We start from the raw sequence: 20735 nt of genomic DNA on the forward strand, positions 1-20735 counted from the left end.
AGGCCCTGGCGGCCGCGTCGGGGCCACGCTGCCAGACGGCCGCCCGTTCGGTCTAGACTCCGCCCGACGCCGCAGCCAGCGGCGCAGGGGGAACCGACCATGAAGACATTGCCGTGGCGCGCGGCGCTGGCCCTGGCACCGCTGTGCCTGCCATTCCACGCATCGGCCGTCGACGTCGTCACCCGCGGCACGTGGTCGGGCGTGGACGTCACCATCACCACGCCCGACAAGGTCACCTTCAACACCGCCTTCCAGGTGAGCTTCCTGGTGGACGCCGGCACGCTGGGCGCGGGCGACCCGGTGGCCTTTCTCAGCCACCTGTCGATGGACAACACCGTGGGCCTGGGCGCGGCCACCTGGAGCTACCAGTTCGCCAGCGACGCGCTGGCCGCGCCCCTCGCGCGCAGCGGCGCGCTCGGCGATTCGTGGTCGCTGCTGTCGCCGGCCGGCGCCGGCCGCACCGGCATTCAGCTGGTCGACCCGGTGGCCTGGGACGGCAGCTTCAACCCCGACGGCTTCACCTTCCTCAGTGGCGAGTTCCGCGACAGCGTGCGCTGGACGCTGAGCAACCTGATCATCAGTGCCGACTTCACGCTGGGCATGACGCTCGACGACGGCGGCATCATCGGCGCGCAGTCGTTCAACGCCAACGTGGTGGTGCTCGACCCGCCGGCCCCTGTGCCCGAGCCGGGCCAGTGGGCGCTGCTGCTGGGCGGCCTGGGCCTGCTGGCCTGGCACCGCCGCCGGGCCGCGCTGCCGGCCACCGCCGCGGCCACCTGAGGCGCGGCACCCCGGCCGGGCGCCCGCGCCGCCGGCCGGCAACAACGCCCACCACCGCTGCGCCGATGCCGCCCCGGGCCATCCTGGCCCAGGCAAGCCGGTGCTAACCTCCGCACGAATGTCCGCCGTCCCCCCGGTCGCCCCCTGGCAGCAGCTGCACGACGCCATCCACCGTCGCACGGCGCACCTGTCGACGACCACCCGCGGCCTGCTGTGGGCCGCCAGCGCCGGGTTCATCTTCAGCCTGCTCAACGCGACCATGCGCAGCCTGACGCTGACGGTCGACCCCTTCCAGTCGCAGTTCCTGCGCTACGCCTTCGGGCTGGCGGTGCTGCTGCCGATCGTCTGGCGCCACGGCCTGGCGGCCTATCGCCCGAAGGACATGGTGGGCCAGTTCACCCGCGGCGGCCTGCACACGCTCGGGCTGTGCCTGTGGTTCGTGGCCTTGCCGAAGATCCCGCTGGCCGACATGACGGCCATCGGCTTCACCGGCCCGATCTTCATCATGATCGGCGCCTACCTCTTCTTCCGCGAGCCGATGCGCTGGGAGCGCTGGCTGGCCACGGCCCTGGGCTTCGCCGGCGTGATGATCGTCGTCGGCCCCAAGCTGTCGCTGGGCAACCCCGGCGCGGCCGGCCTGTACCACCTGGTGATGCTGGCCTCGGCACCGGTGTTCGCCGGCTCGTTCCTGCTGACCAAGGCGCTCACGCGCCACGAGAACACCGGCACCATCCTGGTCTGGCAGTCGATCACGGTGTCGCTGTTCAGCCTGCCGCTGGCGCTGTGGCACTGGCAGCCGCTGTCGGCCGGGCAGTGGGCCGGCTACCTGCTGTGCGGCGTGCTCGGCAGCGCCGGCCACTACTGCCTGACGCGGTCGTTCACCGTGGCCGACATCTCGGCCACGCAGTCGGCCAAGTTCCTCGACCTGATCTGGGCGTCGATGCTGGGGTTCCTGCTCTTCGCCGACGTGCCCAGCCAGTCGACGCTGATCGGCGGCGTGCTCATCTGCGCGGCGACGGTGTGGGTGGCGCGCAGAGAGGCGGGTCATGACGCCCGACGGAGTCAGGAAGCAGGCGGTGCCTGATTGACCTGCTCGGTTCTTTCGAGCCAGTTACTCCTGTAAGACGGCTCGGTTGGGGTGAGCGGGATTGTGCAGCTTGCACTCGTGCGGGGTCATTTAGTTCAGGCTGCTGTGGGGTCGCACGTCGTTGTAGTGCCTGCGCCAGGCTTCAATGATGACCGCCGCTTCCTTGCGGGAGCGGAACCACTCCAGCGCCTGGCACGCCACACCAGGCCGGCCAGACCTGTGAGCAACAAGGCCTGCGTGGGCAGTTCGGGCACAGGGAGCAGTTCACCGTTACCCAGGCCAGCCTCGACTGACAGCACGGTGCCAGGGTGGCTGACCAGGTAAACGGGGTCGATGCGGATGACAGGATCAATGTAGGCGTCGGCCACATGGAGGGCGCTCTGGGTGCCGGCGGCCGTGATGTCGGGGTCGAACATGCCGGCGAAGGCCGCGGTCGTGGCGCTCATCTCCAGTGTCACGGTCGCCACTCCCGAGGCGTCCAACGGTAGGCCAAATGCGAAAGCGGCCAAGGCGCTGCGGAAGTTGTTGTTGCCCGACGCGTCGAAACTGTAGTTCTGGTGGGTCGAATCCAGCAGCACACCGTCGACGTACTTGCCAAGACTGTCGTCGCCCGCACCCGCCGCACAATCCGCGCCGTTGAAATTTGTCCCGCAAAACATGGAGATGAAGCTGCGGTTGCTGCCATACAGCGCGCCGAAGGTACCGCTGGGGTCGTGGGCGAACAGGCCGAGCCTCACCTGCCCAAACGCACTGTTGACGAACGAGTCCGGCCTATTGGTGGACAACTCGAACAGGCTCGAGATGCTGATGGGCACAAGCGTGTTCGCTGCGCCGGTGACGGTGAACGAGTAGCTCAGCGCGCCATACGCATACGTGCCGACCGCATCACCCAGGTTGTAGCTGTCGAAGCGGCTGTGAGCCTGAAGTACCGGCAGCGGCGTGCTCGAGAACGTGACAGACGATTCCCGCGTATGGGTGACCCCGGGGGTGAACGGGTTGGCGACGCTGAGGCTCTCCCCGACCGCGAAGGGCTGCACGTGGACTGCAGTGCCTTCGTGGTGGCGGTCCGGATTGGCAATCGGGCCACCCAGATAAGACTCGTCCGGAGCGTGAATCACCACGTCGGCCGATTCCGTATAGGCCAGGGCCAGCGCGGGCGAACTGCCCAAAAGGCACAGGGCCACTCGCAAGGTTGTACGGTAGTTCGACGGCATGGCACAACTCCTGGGGGGGCCAGCGTCGTGCTGACCGGAAACTGAACCTATAACTCATTATGTGCAACGTATCCTTGTATGACGAGGTTCGCAACGTGGGGGTGACCCCCCCGTTCGAGGGGGAGGTACCCGGGTCTGGCAGGTCGAGGTGCTGGGGTCAGGTGGCCGCCTGCGGATCGGCGCAGCTCAGCGCGAGCCACACGGCGCTTATGCGGGCGAACAAAGCCATTCACCCCCCATTTCCCGTCGCCTGCGCACGCCAATCCACGCGGCCGGCCGATACCAGCGCGCGGTCTTGCCAGTGCAACGACGCGATCGTGCTGCAGTGCCTCTTCTGCGGCCTGCAACGTGGCTTCGTGGTACTCGTGCGGAATGCGTTCAGACCTACAAGCGGCCCAATGCGGGCATGGCAGAGCCTGGGAGGCCGCCTGGGCCAAGCGTCCCAACACACGCGCCGATGAACTTCCACAGAAGACAGATCGGCCGTCTGATACTCAGCCTTGGGTGCACTGCGCTCAGCGGTCGTCGAGCCAGCGCAGCGCCGCACCCGCCACGCCGAAGTCGGCTCCGCCCATCCGCTGCCGCAGGCCGATGACGACGAGCCGGCCCGGGCCGGCCACGCGCGCCGGGGCCACCTGCCAGCGCGCGCCGACCACCTGAAGGCTCCAGCCCTGGCCGGCCGCGTCGACGGCCAGGGCCTTGGCGCGCAGCACGCCACTGCCGGCCGACGCGAGCGCGCGGCCCAGCGCGTCGAGATCCACCCCCTCGGACAGCTGCGCGCTGCGGCTGGCGAACACGCGGCCCGGATCGTGCCGCAGCGGTGCCATCGGACGCGGCGCGAAGGCGGACGGGAGGCCGTCATCGGGCGCGATGTGCGCCGTTGGCACGTCGGCGGCAGCGGCTCTGGCAAGGTCACCGCCGTGTCGATCGACCGCCTCGGCAGGCGGATCGATGGACGCGTCGTTTGCACGCCAGCCCAGCAGCAGTTCCGCCGGCACCTCGGCCGCCGCGCAGGCCACGGTGCGGGCCTGCGGCGCCTGCGCTGCCAGCCAGGCCGGCAGCGCTGCCCAGGTGGCGGCGTCGACGAGGTCGGGCTTGTTCAGCAGCAGCAGGTCGGCGTCGTGCAGTTGCTGGCGCACCGTGTCGCCCACGTGGGGGTCGGTGGCCAGGCGCCGCACGTCGGCCGCGTCGGCCAGCACCACGGTGGCCACCACCTCGATGCCCAGCGCCAGCCTCGCACTGCGCACCGCCGCGGCAGGCAGGGCCACGCCGCTCAGCTCGATCAGCACCAGGTCGGGCCGCGGCATGCGCCGGGCCGTGGCCATCAGCGTGCCGATCAGGTCGGCACCGAAGCTGCAGCACACGCAGCCGCCGGCCAGGCTGAGCACGTCGCCGTCGCTGGCCTCGATGAGGTCGGCGTCGATGTCGATGCTGCCGAAGTCGTTGACCAGCACCGCGATGCGCCGACCGCCCGCGTGGCGCAGCAGGTGGTTGACGAGCGTGGTCTTGCCGGCGCCGAGGTAGCCGCCGATGACGACGGCGGGCAGCGCTGGCGCCGACGGCGCCGGGCCGGGGTCCATCGCGCCGGTCACCCGGCCGCGAACACCCGCCCGCCCTGCACCGTGCCCCACACCGGCAGGTCCTTCAGCCGCTCGGGGTCGATGGCGGTGGGGTCGTCGTCGAGCACGCAGAAGTCGGCGCGCTTGCCGCATTCGATCGAGCCGACCTCGCCGTCCAGCCCCAGCGTGTAGGCGGCGCCCAGCGTGATGGCGCGCAGCGCGTCGGCCACGCCGATGCACTCGTGCGCGCCGAGCACGCGGCCCGACACGGTGCGGCGGTGCACCGCGCACCAGGCGGTGAACAGCGGGCCGATCGGCGTGATCGGCGCGTCGCTGTGGATGGCGAAGGGCACGCCACTGTCCATCGCGGTGCGGCAGGCGTTCATGCGCTCGGCGCGCTCGGGGCCCACGGTCGTCTCGTGGTGCTGGTCGCCCCAGTAGAAGTGGTGGTTGGCGAACAGGTTGACGGACAGCCCCAGCGCCTGCATGCGGCGGTACTGCGCGGCGTCGGCCAGCTGGCAGTGCTGCAGCGTGTAGCGATGGTCGCGCGACGGGCTGCTGCGCAGCGCCTGCTCGAAGGCGTCGAGCACGGCCTCGGTGGCCTCGTCGCCGTTGGTGTGGGTGTGCACCTGCACGCCGCGCGCCAGGCCGAGGGTGTAGACCTCGCGCATCGCCTCGGGCGCGGTGTACCACAGGCCGTTGGGCGCTCCGTTGTAGTAGCCCGGCCAGCGCAGCCGCGCCGAGAAGCCCTGGATGGAACCGTCGGCCACCACCTTGATGCGGCCCAGGCGCAACTGCTGGCTGCTGCGCGCGCGCAGGGCCACGGCGCGGTCCACCGCCTCGGACGGCTTCATGCCGATGAAGCGCAACAGCGGCACGATGCGCACCGGGTAGGCGTCTTCGGCGGTGATGGACAGCAGCGTGGCCACCTCGTCGTCGGCCAGCGTGGCGGCCAGGTCGGTGGCGGTGGTGACGCCGGCGCGCACGCACAGCTTGCCGAAGGCGCGAATGCCGAACTCGTCGCCGCTGAGGAACGAGCGGTTCAGGCCGACGTGGTCGAGCACCGGCAGCATGGCCTCGGGGCCCTTCAGCTCGCCGGTGGGCAGGCCGTCGGCGCCCAGCGGGAAGGCCGGGTGGTCGATGCCAGCGCGCAGGAAGCCCGCGCGTTGCAGCGCCACGGTGTTGACGTTGAGGATGTGGCCGCTGGCGTGCATCACGCCCACCGGGCGGGTGGTGCTGACGCGGTCGAGGTCTTCGCGCGTGCAGCGTCGGCTGCCGAAGTAGATGGGGTCGAAGCCCCAGCCGACGATGGGCGCATCGCCGCCGGCGGCCGCTGCGGCGCGGACGAGTGCGGCCACCACCGCGTCCAGCGAGCCGGCGCCGGGCCAGGTGCGGCCGTCGGGGTCGCGCACGTCGAAGCGGCCGCAGTAGGTGTAGCGCCAGAAGGTGCCGGCCATCAGGTGGCTGTGGCCTTCCACCAGCCCGGGCATCAGCACCTGACCGGCGAAGCGCTCGTCCAGCGTGGCCGGGCCCCAGCCTGCCAGGTCGGCCAGCGCGCCCACGCCGAGGATGCGCCCGTCGCGCACCGCCACATGGGTGGCCTCGGGGCGCGCCGGGTTCATCGTGAGGATCTTGCGGGCGGCGTAGACGGTGGTGGCGCCGGGGGATGAGAGGCTCATGCGGGCGATGGGTTGCGTGTCATGGGAACGGCCATCATGCCGCACGGCGCCCTGCCGCAGCCGGCCGCACCCGCCGGCGCATGGCGCCAGCCGCCGCCAATCGATGGGTCCAGCGCGCGGCGATGCCACCACCGCGGCCGGGGCCGGCCCACAATGGCAGACTGCCGCTCACCACCTGCCAGGAGCCCCCCATGGGACACGCCGATCCGCAAGTCGCCACGACGATGCAACCGTTCTGGATGCCGTTCTCGGCCAACAAGGAGTTCAAGTCCGAGCCGCGCATGTTCGCCCGCGCCAAGGGCATGTACTTCTACACGCCGGACGGCCGCGAGGTGATCGACGCGTCGGCGGGCCTGTTCTGCGTCGCCGCCGGGCACTGCCGCGACGAGATCGCGCAGGCCGTGTACGAGCAACTGCAGACGCTGGACTTCACCGCGCCCTTCCTGCGCGCGCATTCCAAGGCCTTCGAGCTGGCCGAGCGCGTCACCCACTACACGCCCGAGGGGCTGAACCGGGTGTTCTTCACCAACTCGGGCTCCGAGGCGGTGGACACGGCGATGAAGATGGCCCTGGCCTACCACCGCGTGAAGGGCCAGCCGCAGCGCCAGATGTTCGTCTCGCGCGAGCGGGCCTATCACGGCGTCAACATGGGCGGCGTGTCGCTGGCCGGCATGGTGAACAACCGCCGCAGCTTCGGCGTGGGCCTGGCGGGCGTCTACCACATGCGCCACACCGCGCTTCCCGAGAACAAGTTCACCCCCGGCCAGCCCGAGCACGGCGCCGACCTGGCCGAAGACCTGCTGCGCCTGTGCAACCTGTACGGCGGCGAGAACATCGCGGCCTGCTTCGTCGAGCCCACCGCCGGCTCGTTCGGCTGCCTGCCGCCGCCGAAGGGCTACCTGAACCGCCTGCGCGAGATCTGCACCCAGCAGGGCATCCTGCTGGTCTTCGACGAGGTCATCACCGGCTGGGGCCGCATGGGCGCGCCCTTCGCGGCGCAGGCCTTCGGCGTCACGCCCGACCTGCTGACCATGGCCAAGGCCATCACCAACGGCGCGCAGCCGATGGGCGCGGTGGCTGCGCGCCAGGACATCTACGACGACATCACCCAGGCCGGCCCGGCCAAGGGCGTGGAGTTCTTCCACGGCTACACCTACAGCGCCCACCCGGCCTCGTGCGCCGCCGGCCTGGCCATGATGGACATCTTCGCCAAGGAGCGGCTGATCGAGCGCGCTGCGGCAATGAGCCCGAAGTTCATCGAGGCCATCCACTCGCTGCGCGACTGCGCGGTGGTCACCGACATCCGCTCGGTGGGCATGATGGCCGCGGTGGACGTGGCCATGGACGGCGCCCCCGGCGCCCGCGGCCACGAGGCGCAGAAGCGCCTGTACGACACCGGCCTGAACCTGAAGAGCACCGGCGACGCGCTGATCATCGCGCCGCCGCTGGTGATGGAAGACCAGCACCTGGACGAGATCGTCACCAAGGTGCGGGCGGTGCTGAAGGGGCTCTGACCCCCCGGCGGCCGGTGGACGCCGGCCGCCAACCGCCGGGCCAGCGGGTGCTCACCTGCGTGGCAGGCGTCACGCCGCCGCGCGGGCCGCCCGGTGCGCCGCTCAAGCGCCGCGCGTCGGGGCCGACACCCCAGACACGCGCCGACCGCTTCGGCGCGCACCGGCCCTGGCGCCGGCCCCTCCCATGCCCCTGAGCCACCTGCTGCGCCTGCTGGCAGCCCTGCTGACCCTCACCACCGCCGCGGTGGTGGCCCGCATGGCGTGGACCGAATGGAGCGACTACGGACGCGCCGGCGTGGCCATCGAGGCGGTGGCGCAGTTGCGCCTGGCGCTGCAGGCCGCCGAAATGGTGTCGCGCGAACGTGGCCCCACCAATGGCGTGCTGGGCAGCGCGGCACCCGCGCCGCCAGAACGGCTGCGGGCGCTGACCGAGGCCCGCGAGCGCACCGACCGCAGCCTGGACGCGCTCGGCCAGGTCATGGCCGGCCTGGACCACGACGCCGCCCGGCAGGACGCCGCCCGGCGCTACCTGGCCGGCCGACTGGCGCTGCGCGAGGCGCGCGCCACGGTCGACCGGGTCGCCGCGCTACCCAAGGCCGAACGCAGCGCGGGCAGCCTCGAGGGCGCCGTCACCGGCATGGTGGCGGTGGTGCCGACGCTGGCCCCGGCCATCGCGATTTTGGCCAACGACGCCCAGAAGGCCTACCCACCGCTGGGCGATGCGGTGCAGGGCGCCCGCATGATCGCCGAGCTGCGCGAGTACGCCGGCCTGCTGGGCTCGCACTTCACCGCGGCGCTCACCGCCGAGCGGCCCTTCACCGCCGACGAGCGCGCGCAGATCGAACGCACGCGCGGCCGCATCGACGAGCTGCGCTTCCTGGCCTCGCTGCGCGTGCAGCTGCCGGGCCAGGCCGGCCCGGTGATGCAGGCCTGGATGCGCGCCGAGGCGCAGTACTTCCAGGTGGCCCAGCAGATCGTGCAGGCGGTGCTGGCGGCCGGCGCCAGCGACGGCCGCTACGGCATGGACCCGGCGGGCTTTGCCGCGCGCTACGTGCCGGAGATGAACACCCTGTTCGACCTGCGCGACGGGCTGCTGGCCGAGGCCGCCACGATGGCACGGGCCGGACAGTCCCATGCACGTGGCGAACTGCTGCTGGCCGCGGCCGCCGCGGTGCTGCTGTTGGCGATGCTGGCCGCGTACCTGGCCATCGTCCAGCGCCGGGTGCTGCAGCCGTTGGCCGGCACCACGCGGGCGCTGGAGGCCCTGGCGCGCCACGAACTGGACGCACCGCTGCCGCGCCCGCAGGCCGACGACGAGATGGCGGCCGTGATCGGCGCGGTGCGCACGCTGCAGACCCAGGTGCGCCAGCGCCAGACCCTGGAGCGCGAACGCGACGGCCTGATCGAGCGCCTGCGCGACCTGTCGAACACCGACTTCCTGACCGGCCTGCCCAACCGGCGCGCCTTCTTCCAGGCCGCGCAACGCGATCTGGCCGAGGCCCGCCGCCACGGCCATTGCGCCGTGCTGGTGCTGCTGGACGTGGACCACTTCAAGCAGTTCAACGACACCCATGGCCACGCGGCCGGCGACCAGGCCCTGGTGGAGGTGGGGCAGGCGATCCGCCGCGCGCCGCGCTTGGGCGACGCGGTGGGCCGCTTCGGCGGCGAAGAGTTCGTGCTGATGCTCAACCACTGCGACGCCGAGCAGGGCCTGCGCTTCGCCGAGCGCCTGCGCGAGGGCATCGCGCAGACGGCCCTGGCCGGCGCGAACGGTGCCTCGGTGATGCGCGTCACCGTCAGCGTGGGCGTGACCAGCACCGACTGCTGCGGCTTCGACCTGCAGACCCTGTTGAGCCGCGCCGACGCCGCCATGTACCGCGCCAAGCGCGCCGGGCGCAACCAGGTGATGCAGGCCGACCCGGTGGATGCCGCGAGCGCGACGACCGTCTGAGCCCGCCCCTCCGGGGCCGACGACAGGCGCCTTGGCGCCAGCGAACCTCGCGCGAAACCCCTGACGCACCGCCGCGCGCGGCCCCGTCACAATGGTCTCCAACGCCACCTGGAGATCCGCGATGAATCCGCTCCGCCTGTCCCGCCGACTCGCCGGCCTGTCGGCCTTGGCGACGGCCCTGACCATGGCCCTGCCCGCGATGGCGCAGGAGGTCACGCTCCGGGCCGTCAACGCCTTCCAGGAAGGCACCTACTACGCCCGCAACTTCGAGCGCTTCGTCAAGAAGGTCAACGAAGAAGGCAAGGGCGTCGTGCAGATCAACTACCTGGGCGGGCCCAAGGCCATCCCGACGATGGAGCAGGGCTCGGCGCTGCGCAACGGCGTGGTCGACCTGTCCAACACCACCACCTCCTTCGTGGCCAGCGTGTCGCCCGAGAGCCTGGCGGTGAACTACGCCACCGTGTCCTGGGCCGAGATGCGCAAGAACGGCACGGTCGACTTCCTCAACAAGCTGATGATGGAGAAGGGCCTGTACTACTTCGCCCGCACCGGCGACGGCGTGCCGTACCACATCTACCTCAACAAGAAGATCGACAAGGCCGACCTGTCGGGCCTGAAGATCCGCATCGCGCCGATCTACCGCGAGTTCTTCACCAAGCTGGGCGCGTCGGTGATGCAGGTGGCGCCGGGCGAGGTGTTCACCGCGCTCGACCGCGGCGTGGTCGACGGCTACGGCTGGCCGCTGCTGGGCATCTTCGACCTGGGCTGGCACGAGAAGACCAAGTACCGCGTCGACCCCGGCTTCTACAACATCGAGCTGGGCATCATCTTCAGCGCCAAGAGCTGGAACGCGCTCACCGCCGCCCAGCGCGAGTTCCTCAACAAGCAGGTGGCCTGGGTCGAGGCACAGAACGCCGACATGGCCACCAAGGACGGCCCGGCCGACCTGAAGCGCCAGGCCGACGCCGGCATCCAGACCATCAAGCTGCCCGACGCCGAGGCGAAGAAGCTGCTCACGCTGTCGCAAGAGGCGGGCTGGGCCGGCATCCTGGCCACCAGCCCGCAGCATGGCGCCAGGCTGCGCCAGCTGATGGCCCCCTGACCCCGCACGCATGCACGCTGCCCTGATGCGCGCCTGCGGCGTGGTGGCCGCAGGGGTGGTCGCGCTGATCACGCTGCTGGTGTGCTGGGACGTCGTCACCCGCAACCTGGGCCTGCGCTCGCTGCCCTGGATCAACGAGGTCACCGAGTACGCGCTGCCCATCGCCACGCTGGCCGCCGCGCCGTGGCTGATGTGGCGCAACCAGCATGTGCGGCTCGACCTGCTGGGCGCCGTGCTGTCGCCCGCCGCGCAGCGCCGCGTCGACCGCATGGCCTCGCTGCTGGGGCTGGTGGTGAGCCTGCTGATGGTGTGGTACTCGGTGCGCGTGCTGCTGGACAGCCGCGACGCCGGCAGCCTGGTGATCAAGGCGCTGGTGTTCCCGGAATGGTGGCTGTACGTGCCGGTGCCCTTCGGCTTTGCGCTGCTGGCGCTCGAGTGCGGCCGGCGGGTGCTCTTCCCCAGCGGCCTGACCGACGAGGCGGAGACCCGCTGATGCTGTGGTGGCACAGCCTGCTGCTGCTGTTCGGCGTGCTCACCCTGCTGCTGCTGGTGGGGCTGCCGGCGGGCTTCGCGTTCCTGGGCATCAACCTGGTCGGCGCGGTGGTCTACCTGGGCGGCGAGGCCGGCCTGATGCAGGTGGTGCGCAACAGCATCGCGTCGGTCACCAACTTCTCGCTCACGCCGATCCCGTTCTTCATCCTGATGGGCGAGGTGCTGTTCCACACCGGCCTGGCGATGCGCGCGATCGACAGCTTCGACCGCGCCATCCGCGGCGTGCCGGCGCGGCTGTCGGTGGTGGCCATCGTCGCCGGCACGGTGTTCTCGGCCATCTCGGGTTCCACCATCGCCACCACCGCGCTGCTGGGCAGCCTGCTGCTGCCCGAGATGCTCAAGCGCGGCTACCACCCGCGCATGGCCATGGGGCCGATCATGGCCATCGGCGGCGTCGACATGCTGATCCCGCCGTCGGCGCTGACCGTGCTGCTGGGCAGCCTGGCCGGCATCTCGATCTCGGGCCTGCTGATCGCCGGCGTGGTGCCGGGCTTCGCGATGGCGGCGATGTTCCTGGGCTGGATCGTCTTCAGCGCCTGGCGCAACCCGGCGCTGGCGCCGCCGTCGGAGCCCGAGCCCACGCACGGCTGGGCCCGCTGGGGCCCGCTGCTGGTCAACGTGACGCCGCTGGTGCTGATCTTCGTGCTGGTCATCGTGGCCATGTCGGCCGGCTGGGCCACGCCCACCGAATCGGCCGCGCTGGGCGCCCTGGCCACGGTGGTGGTGTGCTTCGCCTACCGCTCGCTCACCGGCGTGGCCCTGGGCCAGGCGCTGATGGGCACGGCGGCGATCACCGGCGTCATCCTGTTCATCATCATCGGCGCCACCACCTTCTCGCAGATCCTGTCGTTCTCGGGCGCCACCAACGGCCTGGTGGGCCTGGTCAAGGACGCCAGCCTGGCGCCGTGGATGGTGATGGCCGCGATGATCGCGATGCTGCTGGTGCTGGGCTGCTTCGTCGACCAGGTGAGCATGATGCTGATCACCCTGCCCTTCTTCATGCCGCTGGTGCAGCACTACGCGTGGGATCCGCTGTGGTTCGGCGTGGTCTACCTGATCTGCATGCAGCTGGGCCTGCTGACGCCGCCCTTCGGCATGCTGCTGTTCACCATGCGCGGTGTGGCGCCCAAGTCCATCCCCACCAGCGAGATCTTCGCCGCCGTCACGCCCTATGTGCTGATGGGTGTGCTGATGGTGGCCCTGGTGCTGCTGGTGCCGGGCCTGGCCACCTGGCTGCCGACGCTGCTGCTCGGAAAATAGGGGCCACGATGGGCGACCTTCGCAAACGGCTGAGATGGAACCGCAGCGGCGCGCTGCACGACGGCCCGCGCCGCTACCTGATGACGCGCACCGACGTGATGATGGGCACCGTGAAGCTGCTCGACGACGCTGGCCAGCGCGCCATGCTCGACGCCTGGGCCGCGTCCACCCGCCAGCACGGTGCCGACAGCCTGCGCGCCTACGCCGAGACCGTGGGCCACGAGAAGGCCGCGCTGATCGCCGCCACCGTGGAATCGGCGGCCGACCTGGGCTGGGGCCTGTGGACGGTGACGCGCGACGGCGCGACGTTGCGCCTGTCGGTCGAGGACAGCCCGTTCGCCGCCGGCTGGGCCGCCGCCACCACCCGCCCGGCCGACCAGCCGGTGTGCGCGCCGATCCGCGGCATGTTCGGCGCACTGGCCGAACTGCTGACGTCCACCCGCGTGGTGGTCGAGGAATGCGACTGCGCGGCGCTGTGGCCCGGCACCGGCCACGGCTGCCATTTCGTCGCCCGGAAGCCGCCGAAATGACACCGGATGCGAGCGCCCTGGTGCAGCCTGCCCAGGTGCACCGCGACCTGTACACCAGCCCGGCGATCTTCGCGCTCGAGATGCAGCGGCTGTGGGCCGGCTCGTGGCTCTTCGTCGGCCACGACAGCCAGGTGCCCGCGGCCGGCGACTTCGTCACCACCGACCTGGCCGGCCAGCCGGTGCTGATGCTGCGCCGCGAGGACGGCGGCATCGGCGTGCTGCACAACCGCTGCGCCCACAAGGGCGCGCCGCTGAGCACCGCAGCGGCCGGCCATGCCGACCGCTACCTGCGCTGCCCCTACCACGGCTGGACCTACCGGCTCGACGGCCGGCTGGCCGGCATACCGCTGAAGTCCGGCCTGCCGGCCACCGCCGACCAGCCGGCCCGCGCCGGCTATGCCGGCAGCGGCTTCGAGCACTGCCCGGCGCAGGACGGCCTCACGGCGTATGGCGAGGTGGCCAGCCACCGCGGCTTCGTCTTCGCCCGCGCCCGGCCCGGCGGCCCGCCCTTCGACGCCTGCCTGGGCGAGCTGCTGCAGGCGCTGGACCTGCTGGCCGACCGCTCGCCGCAGGGTCGGCTGCGCGTGGCCGGCGGCGTGCTGCGCACCACGTTCGCGGCCAACTGGAAGATCTACCTCGAGAACATCAACGACGCCTTCCACCCGGTGACCACCCACGCGTCGGCCACCGAGGCCGCGCAGGGCGCCTGGGGCACGCCGCCCGAGGGCACGCCGGTGCCGCTGGCGATGAGGCAGTTGCTGCCCTTCGCGGCGGGCTACGACTTCTTCGACCAGATGGGCGGGCGGCTGCTGCCGCACGGCTGCAGCGTGCTGGGCACGCGGCAGAGCCTGCACACGGCGTACACCGGCCTGGGCGGCTATGCCGAGGCCCTGCAGGCCGCGCATGGCCGCGAGCGCGCCGAGGCGGTGCTGCGCTTCGCCCCGCAGAACGTGGTGTTCTACCCGTCGATGGCCCTGAAGGGCGCGCCGCAGGTGATGCGCGTGCTGCGCCCGCTGGCCGCCGACCGCACGGTGCTGGAGGCCTGGGCCTTCGAGGCCGAGGGCGCGCCGCCCGAGCTGCTGCAGAGCGCCCTGCTCTACAACCGGCAGGTGTTCTCGCCGCTGTCGATCGTGGCCCACGACGACCTGCACCTCTTCGAGGGCATCCAGCGCAGCCTGGCCGCCGACGGCAACCCCTGGGTCAGCCTGCACCGGGGTGCCGCGGCCGACGCCGACGCCGGCGCCGTGCTGCCTCGCGATGTGAGCGGCATCGACGAAGCCCTGCTGCGCCACCAGTACCAGGCCTGGGCCGAGAAGATGGCCGGGCCCGCCACCGGTGCGGAGGCCTCGCCATGACCCCCGCCGACGTCACCGAGCCGGCCCTGCTGCGGGCCATCGCCCACGAGGCCCGCCTGCTGGACGAGCAGCGGCTGGACGAGTGGAACGCGCTGTTCACCCCCGACGGCTGGTACTGGCTGCCCGCCGACACGGCGCACACCGACCCGCTGCGCCAGGCCTCGCACCTGTACGACGACCACCTGCTGCGCGAGGTGCGCATCCGCCGCCTGCGCAGCCCGCAGGCGCATTCGCAGCAAGCGCCCGGCCGCTGCCACCACCTGCTGCAGGCCGGCGAGGTGCTGGTGCACGACGCCGCCGCCAACCGCTTCGAGACGCGCACGCCCTTCGTCTACACCGAACTGCGCGCCGGCCGCACCTCCACGCTGCCGGGCGTGGCCTGGCACACCTGGCGCGTGCACGACGGCGCGCTGCGCCTCGCGCTCAAGCGCGTGGACCTGCTGCACGCCGCCGAGCCCCTGCCGGCGATCGAGTTCTACCTCTGACGGCCGGCAACCCGGCGCTCAGGCCGGGGGATCGGTGCGCTGGGTGAGCCACCAGGCCAGGTTGACCTGCAGGTTCTCCATCAGCCGCGCCGCGGCGGTGGACTGTGCGGACACCAGGGCCAGGCTCTGCTGCACCAGGTTCATCTCCTGGTCGACGTACTTCGACACGGTGTTGGCCTGGCGCAGTTCGCCGGCCTCCTGGCCCAGCTCGGTCAGGCCCTCCAGCCACTGCGCCTGCAGCGTCATCCACTGCTGCGCCACCGCGCTCGACAACGCCAGCATCTCCTGCAGCGCCTGCGGGTCGAAGGCCAGCGTGGGCAGCGCGGCCGCCGCCTGCAGGCCTTGCGCCGAGCGGCTCATCGCCACCTGACGCAGCATCGAGTGCGCCGCCTGGGCCCGCGCCATCGGCAGCATCGGCCACGGCAGGCGCCGCGGGTGGGCGGCATCGGGCAGTGCCGCCGCGGCCAGCCGGCCATGGGCCCGCCCCAGGTCATCGGGCCGGGAACCGGCGGCATCCATCATCGAGCCGTGCATCGGGCGCATGGGAGGGTCTCCTGCAGTTCTGGGGAAAGGGGTCAGCGCCCACCCAGCCGCTGCAGCATCCCGTGGATGGCGCGGATCTGGATGGCGTGCTGCGAGTAGTAGTCGGGCTGGTCGGCGCTGGGGCTGCTGTAGCCCCACCAGTCCCAGCAGCCTTCGGGGTTCTGCGTGCGGCCGTCGTCGATGCCTTCGGCCTGCGGGTACAGCACCACGATGTCGTTGCGGTCGGCCATCTCGTTGTAGCCGGTGGTGGTGATGTAGCGGTTGCCGTAGGGCGGCATGTTGGTTCGGTCGGGGCGGCCGCTGACGAGATCGACGTAGTTGTAGCCCTGCTTGCAGCCGTGCAGCGCCACGTGGATGCGGCACTGGGCGCCCTCGAGCACCGATTGCGGCACGTAGGCATAGCCGAAGTCGCTCATGCTGGCGCGGCTGTCGCCGTCGAAGAACTCGCGCTGGTCGAAGCGGATCAGCCGGCCACCGGGCCGCTCGGCCGGCGGGTTCAGCTTCTCGTAGATGTGTTCGAGGATGTCCCAGCTCTGCATGCGCGATCCCGCCGGCAGGCGGTTGATGTAGGGCGGGCGGTTGGCATCGAGCGGGTTGTCTTCGAGGTTGGTCGTGAGGATCGCGTGGCCGGCCGGCACGCCGCCCACGAACATCAGGTTGCCGGGCCGCACGCCCAGCAGTTCGTAGAAACGACGCGTGGTCTCGACCACCGACGAGTTGACGACCTTGTCCTCGCTGCCGGTGAAGATGTACAGGCGAGCATCGGCCAGGTGGTGCAGCGGGTCGATCAGCCGGTCGGCCGCGGTCTGCCGTGCCATCGCCACCAGGCGCTCGGGGTTGGGCCCGGCCTGCGGGATCAGCGGGTTCATGCAGACGAACAGCGCGTTCTGCACGTAGGCGTCCTCGGCGATGAACGACGCCGCGCGGAACGACTCGGCGCAGCGGTAGGGCCCGCCGGCGATGATGCCGGCGCCGACGAACATCGACGAGTGCGCAAGGTGCAGCTGCACCGTCATGAAGGCTCCCGACGACAGGCCCGAGACCGAGCACTGCGTGAGGTCGGCGTTGAAGCGGGGCAGCTGCTCCGCGCGAGTGGGGTCGATCATCGTGGCCATCCGGTCCTCCGCCTTGTCGTTTGCACCAGGAGAATGCTGCGCTGCAGCACGAGCGAAGGCTACACAAACTCCGTCGCCGCGTCGAGCCGCCCAGGCGTTCGACGGGGTGGATGTTGCGGCACCGCAGCAAACCGGCGCATCCACCGCGGGGTGGACGCGGCCGCGGCGGCTAACGATCGCGCTGGCGCAGGCGCAGCACGTCGCGCATCACATTGACGGTGCGGGCCAGCGGGCGGCCCATGCGGCTCAGCGCGGACGCGAGCGGCGCGCAGACGACTTGGAGACTGGCGCTTCAGCCGGGGCGGCCGGCAGGAGAGGGGCCACGAAAGTCCTCGCCACCTGCAGGTTCACCGCGGCCAGTTGCCTCATCTCCTGCGACAGCGGTGCCGCGAGCACTTCTGTCTGCGCCGACCGCCAGAAGCGCTCGGCGGCCAGGGCCGCGCGCTCCCAGACGGCTGGCTTGGCGCCGATGGTGCCGATCCTCGGCTCGATGGGCGTCAGGTCAGGGTCCATCCCTCCGCCGATGGACGCATAGCGCATCGGCAGGATGTCGTAGGCCGGCGCAATGCCCTGGTACTCGCCGTCCTCGTCGAGGAGCAGCGAGATGTTCTCGAAGTGCCGGTCGGTGTTGCCGATGAGTTCGCTGAAGGCGGCCATGGTGTCGACGTGCCGCACGTCCTCGGCCGTCAGGACCCTGCCCTTCTCGCAGCGCGCCGCGAACTCTGGCCAGGAGTCGCGCAGGCCGAAGAACTCGTCATCGACCGAGCCAGCCGACAGCATCCCGATCCGCCCGGTCGGCCCCACGCGATCGAAGCGCACGACCTCGAGGAACACAAAGCCGCCAGCGGACAGCAACTGCGTCGGCGCCGCCGGCACCCCCACCTCCGCCAGCGCGCGCAGCGCCAGATGTTCGAGCGGCAGCAACTCGGCCATGCGACTTCCCAGCCTGGCGAACTTCACGATCACGTGGCCCGTGTCCTCGCCCAGGCTCAGGAACTTCGGCTGCTCGCCGCCAGCGCTGGAGCCATAGGCCGCCGCCTTGAGCGCCGACGCCATCTCCACGTAGCTCGAAAGCCTGGCCGTTGCCGGAATCGGCGTCGCAGTGCGGAACTCGTGCTCCTTTTGCAGCGAGACGTCCCCGAACACCAGGTTGCCCGGCAGGTTGAGGCCTTGGGTGAACAGGTAGGCCACCCGATGCTCATCGCTCCAGTCCCTGAGGCTCACGGGGAAGTGCCGCGAGCGGGCCGCCTCCTGCGCGAGCTGGCGCCCCAGGAAACCCGACGGCGCCGCGAAGGCCATGTAGGGCGGCAGGCCCTCGTACAGCGTGGTGACGCGCCCGGTACGCTCCAGGGTGGCACCTCCCGCCAGAAACTCGACCTGCGCGAACGGCTGGATGTGGCCCTTGCTCGAGCATCGATAGATGGGCTGGCGTGGGTTCAGCCCCTGCGGCAGTGGCCGCAACAGCGCGTACCGCGGCGTCCTGTCCCCGGTGACCCTGAAGCGGGTCACGGTCTGCGGCAGCGCTTGAATAGTTCGGGACAAGGTTGGCTGACTGATTCCCAGTGCCGCCATCAACTGCGCTGCCGACTGCGGGCCTCGAGCTAAGGCACGCTCGATCTCACGGCCAAAACCGTCGCCAGATGAGGATCGATGGGCGCCCAATTGAATGCTTCAAGAATAGTTCGCTGGATTCTAGAAGAACTCCCCACCGACCGCTTCATTGGTCCGCGCGACGATTCCCGCCGGCCCAGGGCGACCTGGCACGGTGGGCGACACTCGCCGACCCGCCCCGGGGCAACCGGTCTTGCCGCAGGCGGCCAGCGGCCCGCCCTCGGACTAACGCCGTTCCCGCTCGCGCTGGCGCAGCACGTCGACCATCACGTTGAAGGTGCGGGCCAGCTGGCCCAGCTCGTCGCGGCCCTTGACGTCGACGTGGGCGCGCTCGAAGTCGCCCGACTTCAGCGCATGGGCGCCGGTGGTCAGCGCCTGGATCGGCCGCACGATGCTGCGACCGAAGCGCAGCGCCAGGGCGCTGAACACCACGCCGGCGATGGCCACGCTCCACAGCAATTGCCGGTACAGCTTGTCCAGCGGCGCCTCGAAGCTGGCGCGGCTCTCCGAGATGCCCACCACCCAGTCGTGTTGCGGCACCGGCGCGAAGCCGGCGATCTCGTCGACGCCGCGCGCGGCCGACCGGTAGGCCACGTGGCCGGCCTGCTTCGCGCCCAGCATCGCGGCGGCCAGCACCGGCTCGTCGAGGCTGGCGATGCGGTCGCGGCGGAAGCGCTGGTCGGCGCGCACGCGCTCCAGCGCGGCCGGCGTCAGCGGCATCAGGCTCTGGTACAACAGGTCTTCGCGCGGGTGGTGCACGATGACCCCGTCGCCGTCGATCAGGAAGGGCGTGAGGTTGGCATCGTGGCGCACCTCGTCCAGGATGGCGGCGAAGGACGACGCGCGGATGCGCAGCACCACCGCGCCGATGACCTGGCCCTGTGCATTGCGCACCGGCTCGGCGAAGAACACGCCGGCCGCACCGGCCACCGCGCCCACCACCACGCCCGAGACGAAGGGCCGGCCGGCCGCGGCTTCCTGGAAGTACTGGCGGAAGCGGAAGTTGCGGCCCATGGTCGCCGGGTCGTTCGACACCAGCGTGGTGCCGCCGGTGTCCATCACCATCACCAGGTGGATGTCGGCGTTGGCCTGGGCCAGCGCCAGCAGCTTGGCGCGCAGCGCCTCCTTGCCGGCCTCGTCGGGCCGGGCCAGCCACTGCGCGAAGTCGGCGTCGGTGCCCAGCGCGCGGGCCAGCTTGGCACTGTCGCCCAACAACTGTGATAAGCGACCTGCCGTGTTGTGGGCCAGCAGCTCGGCGGTGCGCAGCTGGCTGGCCTGCAGCGCCCGGCGGCTCCCGTCCAGGTTGTAGAACGCCGTCACCAGCATGGGCAGCAGCGCCGTCACCAGCATCGCCAGCGTGAGCTTGAGGGCCAGCGGCCAGTCCGGCAGCGACACCGTCGCCCGCCAGCGCGACGCCAGCTGGCGGGCCACGCGCGCACGCGGCGCCCCGGTCACCGTGTCGTCGGCCGACGCCTCGCCGCGCTGCAGCGCCTCCTTCAGGCCGATGCTGGCCAGGTGGTCGGCGAACAGCTGCTCGCGCCACTGCGCGATGCTGCGCGGGCGCAGCGCCGCGTCGGGCTGCAGGGCCCAGTCGATGGCCTTCAGGAAGGCCTCGCCGAAGACGCCGGCGCCCAGTTCCGTGGCCGGGCGCATCGGCACGCCGGCGGCGCGCGATTCGGCATCGGGCGGCTTCTGCCCGCCCAGGGCCCAGTACAGCGTGGCGCCCAGCGCGTAGAGGTCGGTCCAGGCGCCCTGCTCGCCCAGGCCGTACTGCTCGATCGGCGCGAAGCCGGGCGTCACGATCACCGCGTCCTGGTCGGCCAGCGCCACGGTCTGGCCGGCCGAGCCGAAATCCAGCAGCACGAAGCGCCCGTCGTCCTCGCGCACCTGGATGTTGTCGGGCTTGATGTCGCGGTGCAGGAAGCCGGCCTGGTGCACCGCCGACAGCCCGTCCAGCAGCGGCTGCAGGCGCTCGACCAGGCCGCGCTCGCCGATCTGCCGGTTCGCGGGCCACCAGTGGCGCAGCGGACTGCCGCGCTCGTACTCCAGCACCATGTAGGCAGTGCGGTGGGCCTCGAAGAAGCGCGCCACGCGCACGATGTTCGGGTGGCGGAAGGTGGCCAGCGTGCGCGCCTCCACCAGGAAGCTGTCCAGCCCGCTGCGGTAGCGGTCGCCGTGCTGCGCCGCGCGCGGCGCGACGCTGTGGTCGCCGTCGCGCCAGGCGATCTCGGCGGGCAGGTACTCCTTGATCGCCACCCGCGCGTGCAGGTTCACGTCGGTGGCCAGGTAGGTGATGCCGAAGCCGCCCTGGCCCAGCACGCGCTCGATGCGGTACTCGTGCAGGCGGAAGCCCTCGGGCAGCGCGATCGCGCTGTCGGGCGCGGGGGTGGGTGCGGGG

16 protein-coding genes and 2 pseudogenes are annotated in these 20735 nt (G+C 71.3%); 10 read left to right on the forward strand and 8 right to left on the reverse strand.

The window, feature by feature from the left end; genetic code table 11:
• Positions 1–99 precede the first annotated feature (99 nt).
• Together EOINJALH_RS04800 and EOINJALH_RS04805 are read left to right on the forward strand one after the other, a co-directional pair.
• Positions 100–780 carry a PEP-CTERM sorting domain-containing protein gene (locus tag EOINJALH_RS04800; protein ID WP_088279178.1) on the forward strand — a complete coding sequence of 227 codons (681 nt, stop codon included), beginning with the start codon at positions 100–102 and terminating at the stop codon, positions 778–780.
• Positions 781–898: 118 nt separating this feature from the next.
• Positions 899–1864, forward strand: a complete 966-nt coding sequence (locus EOINJALH_RS04805) for a DMT family transporter (protein ID WP_088279179.1) — start codon at positions 899–901, stop codon at positions 1862–1864.
• A 99-nt stretch (positions 1865–1963) separates the two neighbouring features.
• On the opposite strand, the pseudogene EOINJALH_RS04810 reads toward EOINJALH_RS04805, so the two are convergent.
• From EOINJALH_RS04810 to EOINJALH_RS04825, 3 genes and pseudogenes are all read right to left on the reverse strand, one after another.
• A pseudogene (locus EOINJALH_RS04810) lies at positions 1964–2050 on the reverse strand (integrase core domain-containing protein); the annotation flags it as partial.
• Between the two features lie 1546 nt (positions 2051–3596).
• Positions 3597–4661, reverse strand: coding sequence for a GTP-binding protein (locus tag EOINJALH_RS04820; protein WP_158219658.1), 1065 nt, complete (start codon positions 4659–4661; stop codon positions 3597–3599).
• An 8-nt stretch (positions 4662–4669) separates the two neighbouring features.
• Entirely contained in the window at positions 4670–6319 is a 1650-nt protein-coding gene (locus EOINJALH_RS04825; protein WP_088279182.1) for an amidohydrolase, read from the reverse strand.
• A 191-nt stretch (positions 6320–6510) separates the two neighbouring features.
• Here EOINJALH_RS04825 and EOINJALH_RS04830 point away from each other — a divergent pair, with 191 nt between their 5' ends.
• The 8 genes from EOINJALH_RS04830 (at position 6511) to EOINJALH_RS04865 (ending at position 15068) form a co-directional block, all read left to right on the forward strand.
• Positions 6511–7833, forward strand: coding sequence for an aminotransferase class III-fold pyridoxal phosphate-dependent enzyme (locus tag EOINJALH_RS04830; protein ID WP_088279183.1), 1323 nt, complete (start codon positions 6511–6513; stop codon positions 7831–7833).
• Positions 7834–8017: 184 nt separating this feature from the next.
• Entirely contained in the window at positions 8018–9784 is a 1767-nt protein-coding gene (locus EOINJALH_RS04835) for a diguanylate cyclase (protein ID WP_088279184.1), read from the forward strand.
• A gap of 121 nt (positions 9785–9905) precedes the next feature.
• Entirely contained in the window at positions 9906–10886 is a 981-nt protein-coding gene (gene dctP, locus EOINJALH_RS04840) for a TRAP transporter substrate-binding protein DctP (protein WP_199873153.1), read from the forward strand.
• A 10-nt stretch (positions 10887–10896) separates the two neighbouring features.
• The gene (locus EOINJALH_RS04845; protein WP_088279185.1) at positions 10897–11379 is read left to right on the forward strand and encodes a TRAP transporter small permease; all 483 of its coding nucleotides are present in this window, start codon (positions 10897–10899) and stop codon (positions 11377–11379) included.
• A complete protein-coding gene (locus EOINJALH_RS04850; protein WP_088279186.1) occupies positions 11379–12698 on the forward strand; it encodes a TRAP transporter large permease in 1320 nt (439 codons plus the stop codon). Before EOINJALH_RS04845 ends, EOINJALH_RS04850 begins: the two co-directional genes overlap by 1 nt.
• An 8-nt stretch (positions 12699–12706) precedes the next feature.
• The gene (locus tag EOINJALH_RS04855; protein WP_088279187.1) at positions 12707–13228 is read left to right on the forward strand and encodes a 4-vinyl reductase; all 522 of its coding nucleotides are present in this window, start codon (positions 12707–12709) and stop codon (positions 13226–13228) included.
• A complete protein-coding gene (locus tag EOINJALH_RS04860; protein WP_088279188.1) occupies positions 13225–14583 on the forward strand; it encodes an aromatic ring-hydroxylating dioxygenase subunit alpha in 1359 nt (452 codons plus the stop codon). Before EOINJALH_RS04855 ends, EOINJALH_RS04860 begins: the two co-directional genes overlap by 4 nt.
• Complete coding sequence (locus tag EOINJALH_RS04865) at positions 14580–15068, forward strand: aromatic-ring-hydroxylating dioxygenase subunit beta (RefSeq protein WP_088279189.1); 489 nt, start codon at positions 14580–14582, stop codon at positions 15066–15068. Before EOINJALH_RS04860 ends, EOINJALH_RS04865 begins: the two co-directional genes overlap by 4 nt.
• Before the next feature lie 18 nt (positions 15069–15086).
• Here EOINJALH_RS04865 and EOINJALH_RS04870 read toward each other — a convergent pair whose 3' ends face one another.
• The 5 genes and pseudogenes from EOINJALH_RS04870 to EOINJALH_RS04885 form a co-directional block, all read right to left on the reverse strand.
• Positions 15087–15611, reverse strand: coding sequence for a hypothetical protein (locus EOINJALH_RS04870; RefSeq protein ID WP_088279190.1), 525 nt, complete (start codon positions 15609–15611; stop codon positions 15087–15089).
• Between the two features lie 32 nt (positions 15612–15643).
• Positions 15644–16726 carry a poly(3-hydroxybutyrate) depolymerase gene (locus EOINJALH_RS04875; RefSeq protein WP_088279191.1) on the reverse strand — a complete coding sequence of 361 codons (1083 nt, stop codon included), beginning with the start codon at positions 16724–16726 and terminating at the stop codon, positions 15644–15646.
• A 246-nt stretch (positions 16727–16972) separates the two neighbouring features.
• Entirely contained in the window at positions 16973–18235 is a 1263-nt protein-coding gene (locus tag EOINJALH_RS04880; RefSeq protein WP_199873155.1) for a HipA domain-containing protein, read from the reverse strand.
• 36 nt (positions 18236–18271) lie between these two features.
• Positions 18272–18388 (reverse strand): annotated as a pseudogene (locus EOINJALH_RS33440) (hypothetical protein); the annotation flags it as partial.
• Positions 18389–18562: 174 nt separating this feature from the next.
• On the reverse strand, positions 18563–20735 hold a 2173-nt coding region (locus EOINJALH_RS04885), incomplete at its 5' end, for a protein kinase domain-containing protein (protein WP_088279193.1).

This window comes from Ideonella sp. A 288, from assembly GCF_002198735.1.
In the GTDB taxonomy this organism is placed as follows: domain Bacteria; phylum Pseudomonadota; class Gammaproteobacteria; order Burkholderiales; family Burkholderiaceae_C; genus Pseudaquabacterium.

Bases quoted from the DNA above. Each gene is read 5' to 3' on its own strand.
- EOINJALH_RS04800 (WP_088279178.1), top strand. From the start codon at position 100: ATGAAGACATTGCCGTGGCGCGCGGCGCTGGCCCTGGCACCGCTGTGC.
- EOINJALH_RS04805 (WP_088279179.1), top strand. From the start codon at position 899: ATGTCCGCCGTCCCCCCGGTCGCCCCCTGGCAGCAGCTGCACGACGCC.
- EOINJALH_RS04820 (WP_158219658.1), bottom strand. From the start codon at position 4,661: ATGGACCCCGGCCCGGCGCCGTCGGCGCCAGCGCTGCCCGCCGTCGTC.
- EOINJALH_RS04825 (WP_088279182.1), bottom strand. From the start codon at position 6,319: ATGAGCCTCTCATCCCCCGGCGCCACCACCGTCTACGCCGCCCGCAAG.
- EOINJALH_RS04830 (WP_088279183.1), top strand. From the start codon at position 6,511: ATGGGACACGCCGATCCGCAAGTCGCCACGACGATGCAACCGTTCTGG.
- EOINJALH_RS04835 (WP_088279184.1), top strand. From the start codon at position 8,018: ATGCCCCTGAGCCACCTGCTGCGCCTGCTGGCAGCCCTGCTGACCCTC.
- dctP (WP_199873153.1), top strand. From the start codon at position 9,906: ATGAATCCGCTCCGCCTGTCCCGCCGACTCGCCGGCCTGTCGGCCTTG.
- EOINJALH_RS04845 (WP_088279185.1), top strand. From the start codon at position 10,897: ATGCACGCTGCCCTGATGCGCGCCTGCGGCGTGGTGGCCGCAGGGGTG.
- EOINJALH_RS04850 (WP_088279186.1), top strand. From the start codon at position 11,379: ATGCTGTGGTGGCACAGCCTGCTGCTGCTGTTCGGCGTGCTCACCCTG.
- EOINJALH_RS04855 (WP_088279187.1), top strand. From the start codon at position 12,707: ATGGGCGACCTTCGCAAACGGCTGAGATGGAACCGCAGCGGCGCGCTG.
- EOINJALH_RS04860 (WP_088279188.1), top strand. From the start codon at position 13,225: ATGACACCGGATGCGAGCGCCCTGGTGCAGCCTGCCCAGGTGCACCGC.
- EOINJALH_RS04865 (WP_088279189.1), top strand. From the start codon at position 14,580: ATGACCCCCGCCGACGTCACCGAGCCGGCCCTGCTGCGGGCCATCGCC.
- EOINJALH_RS04870 (WP_088279190.1), bottom strand. From the start codon at position 15,611: ATGCGCCCGATGCACGGCTCGATGATGGATGCCGCCGGTTCCCGGCCC.
- EOINJALH_RS04875 (WP_088279191.1), bottom strand. From the start codon at position 16,726: ATGGCCACGATGATCGACCCCACTCGCGCGGAGCAGCTGCCCCGCTTC.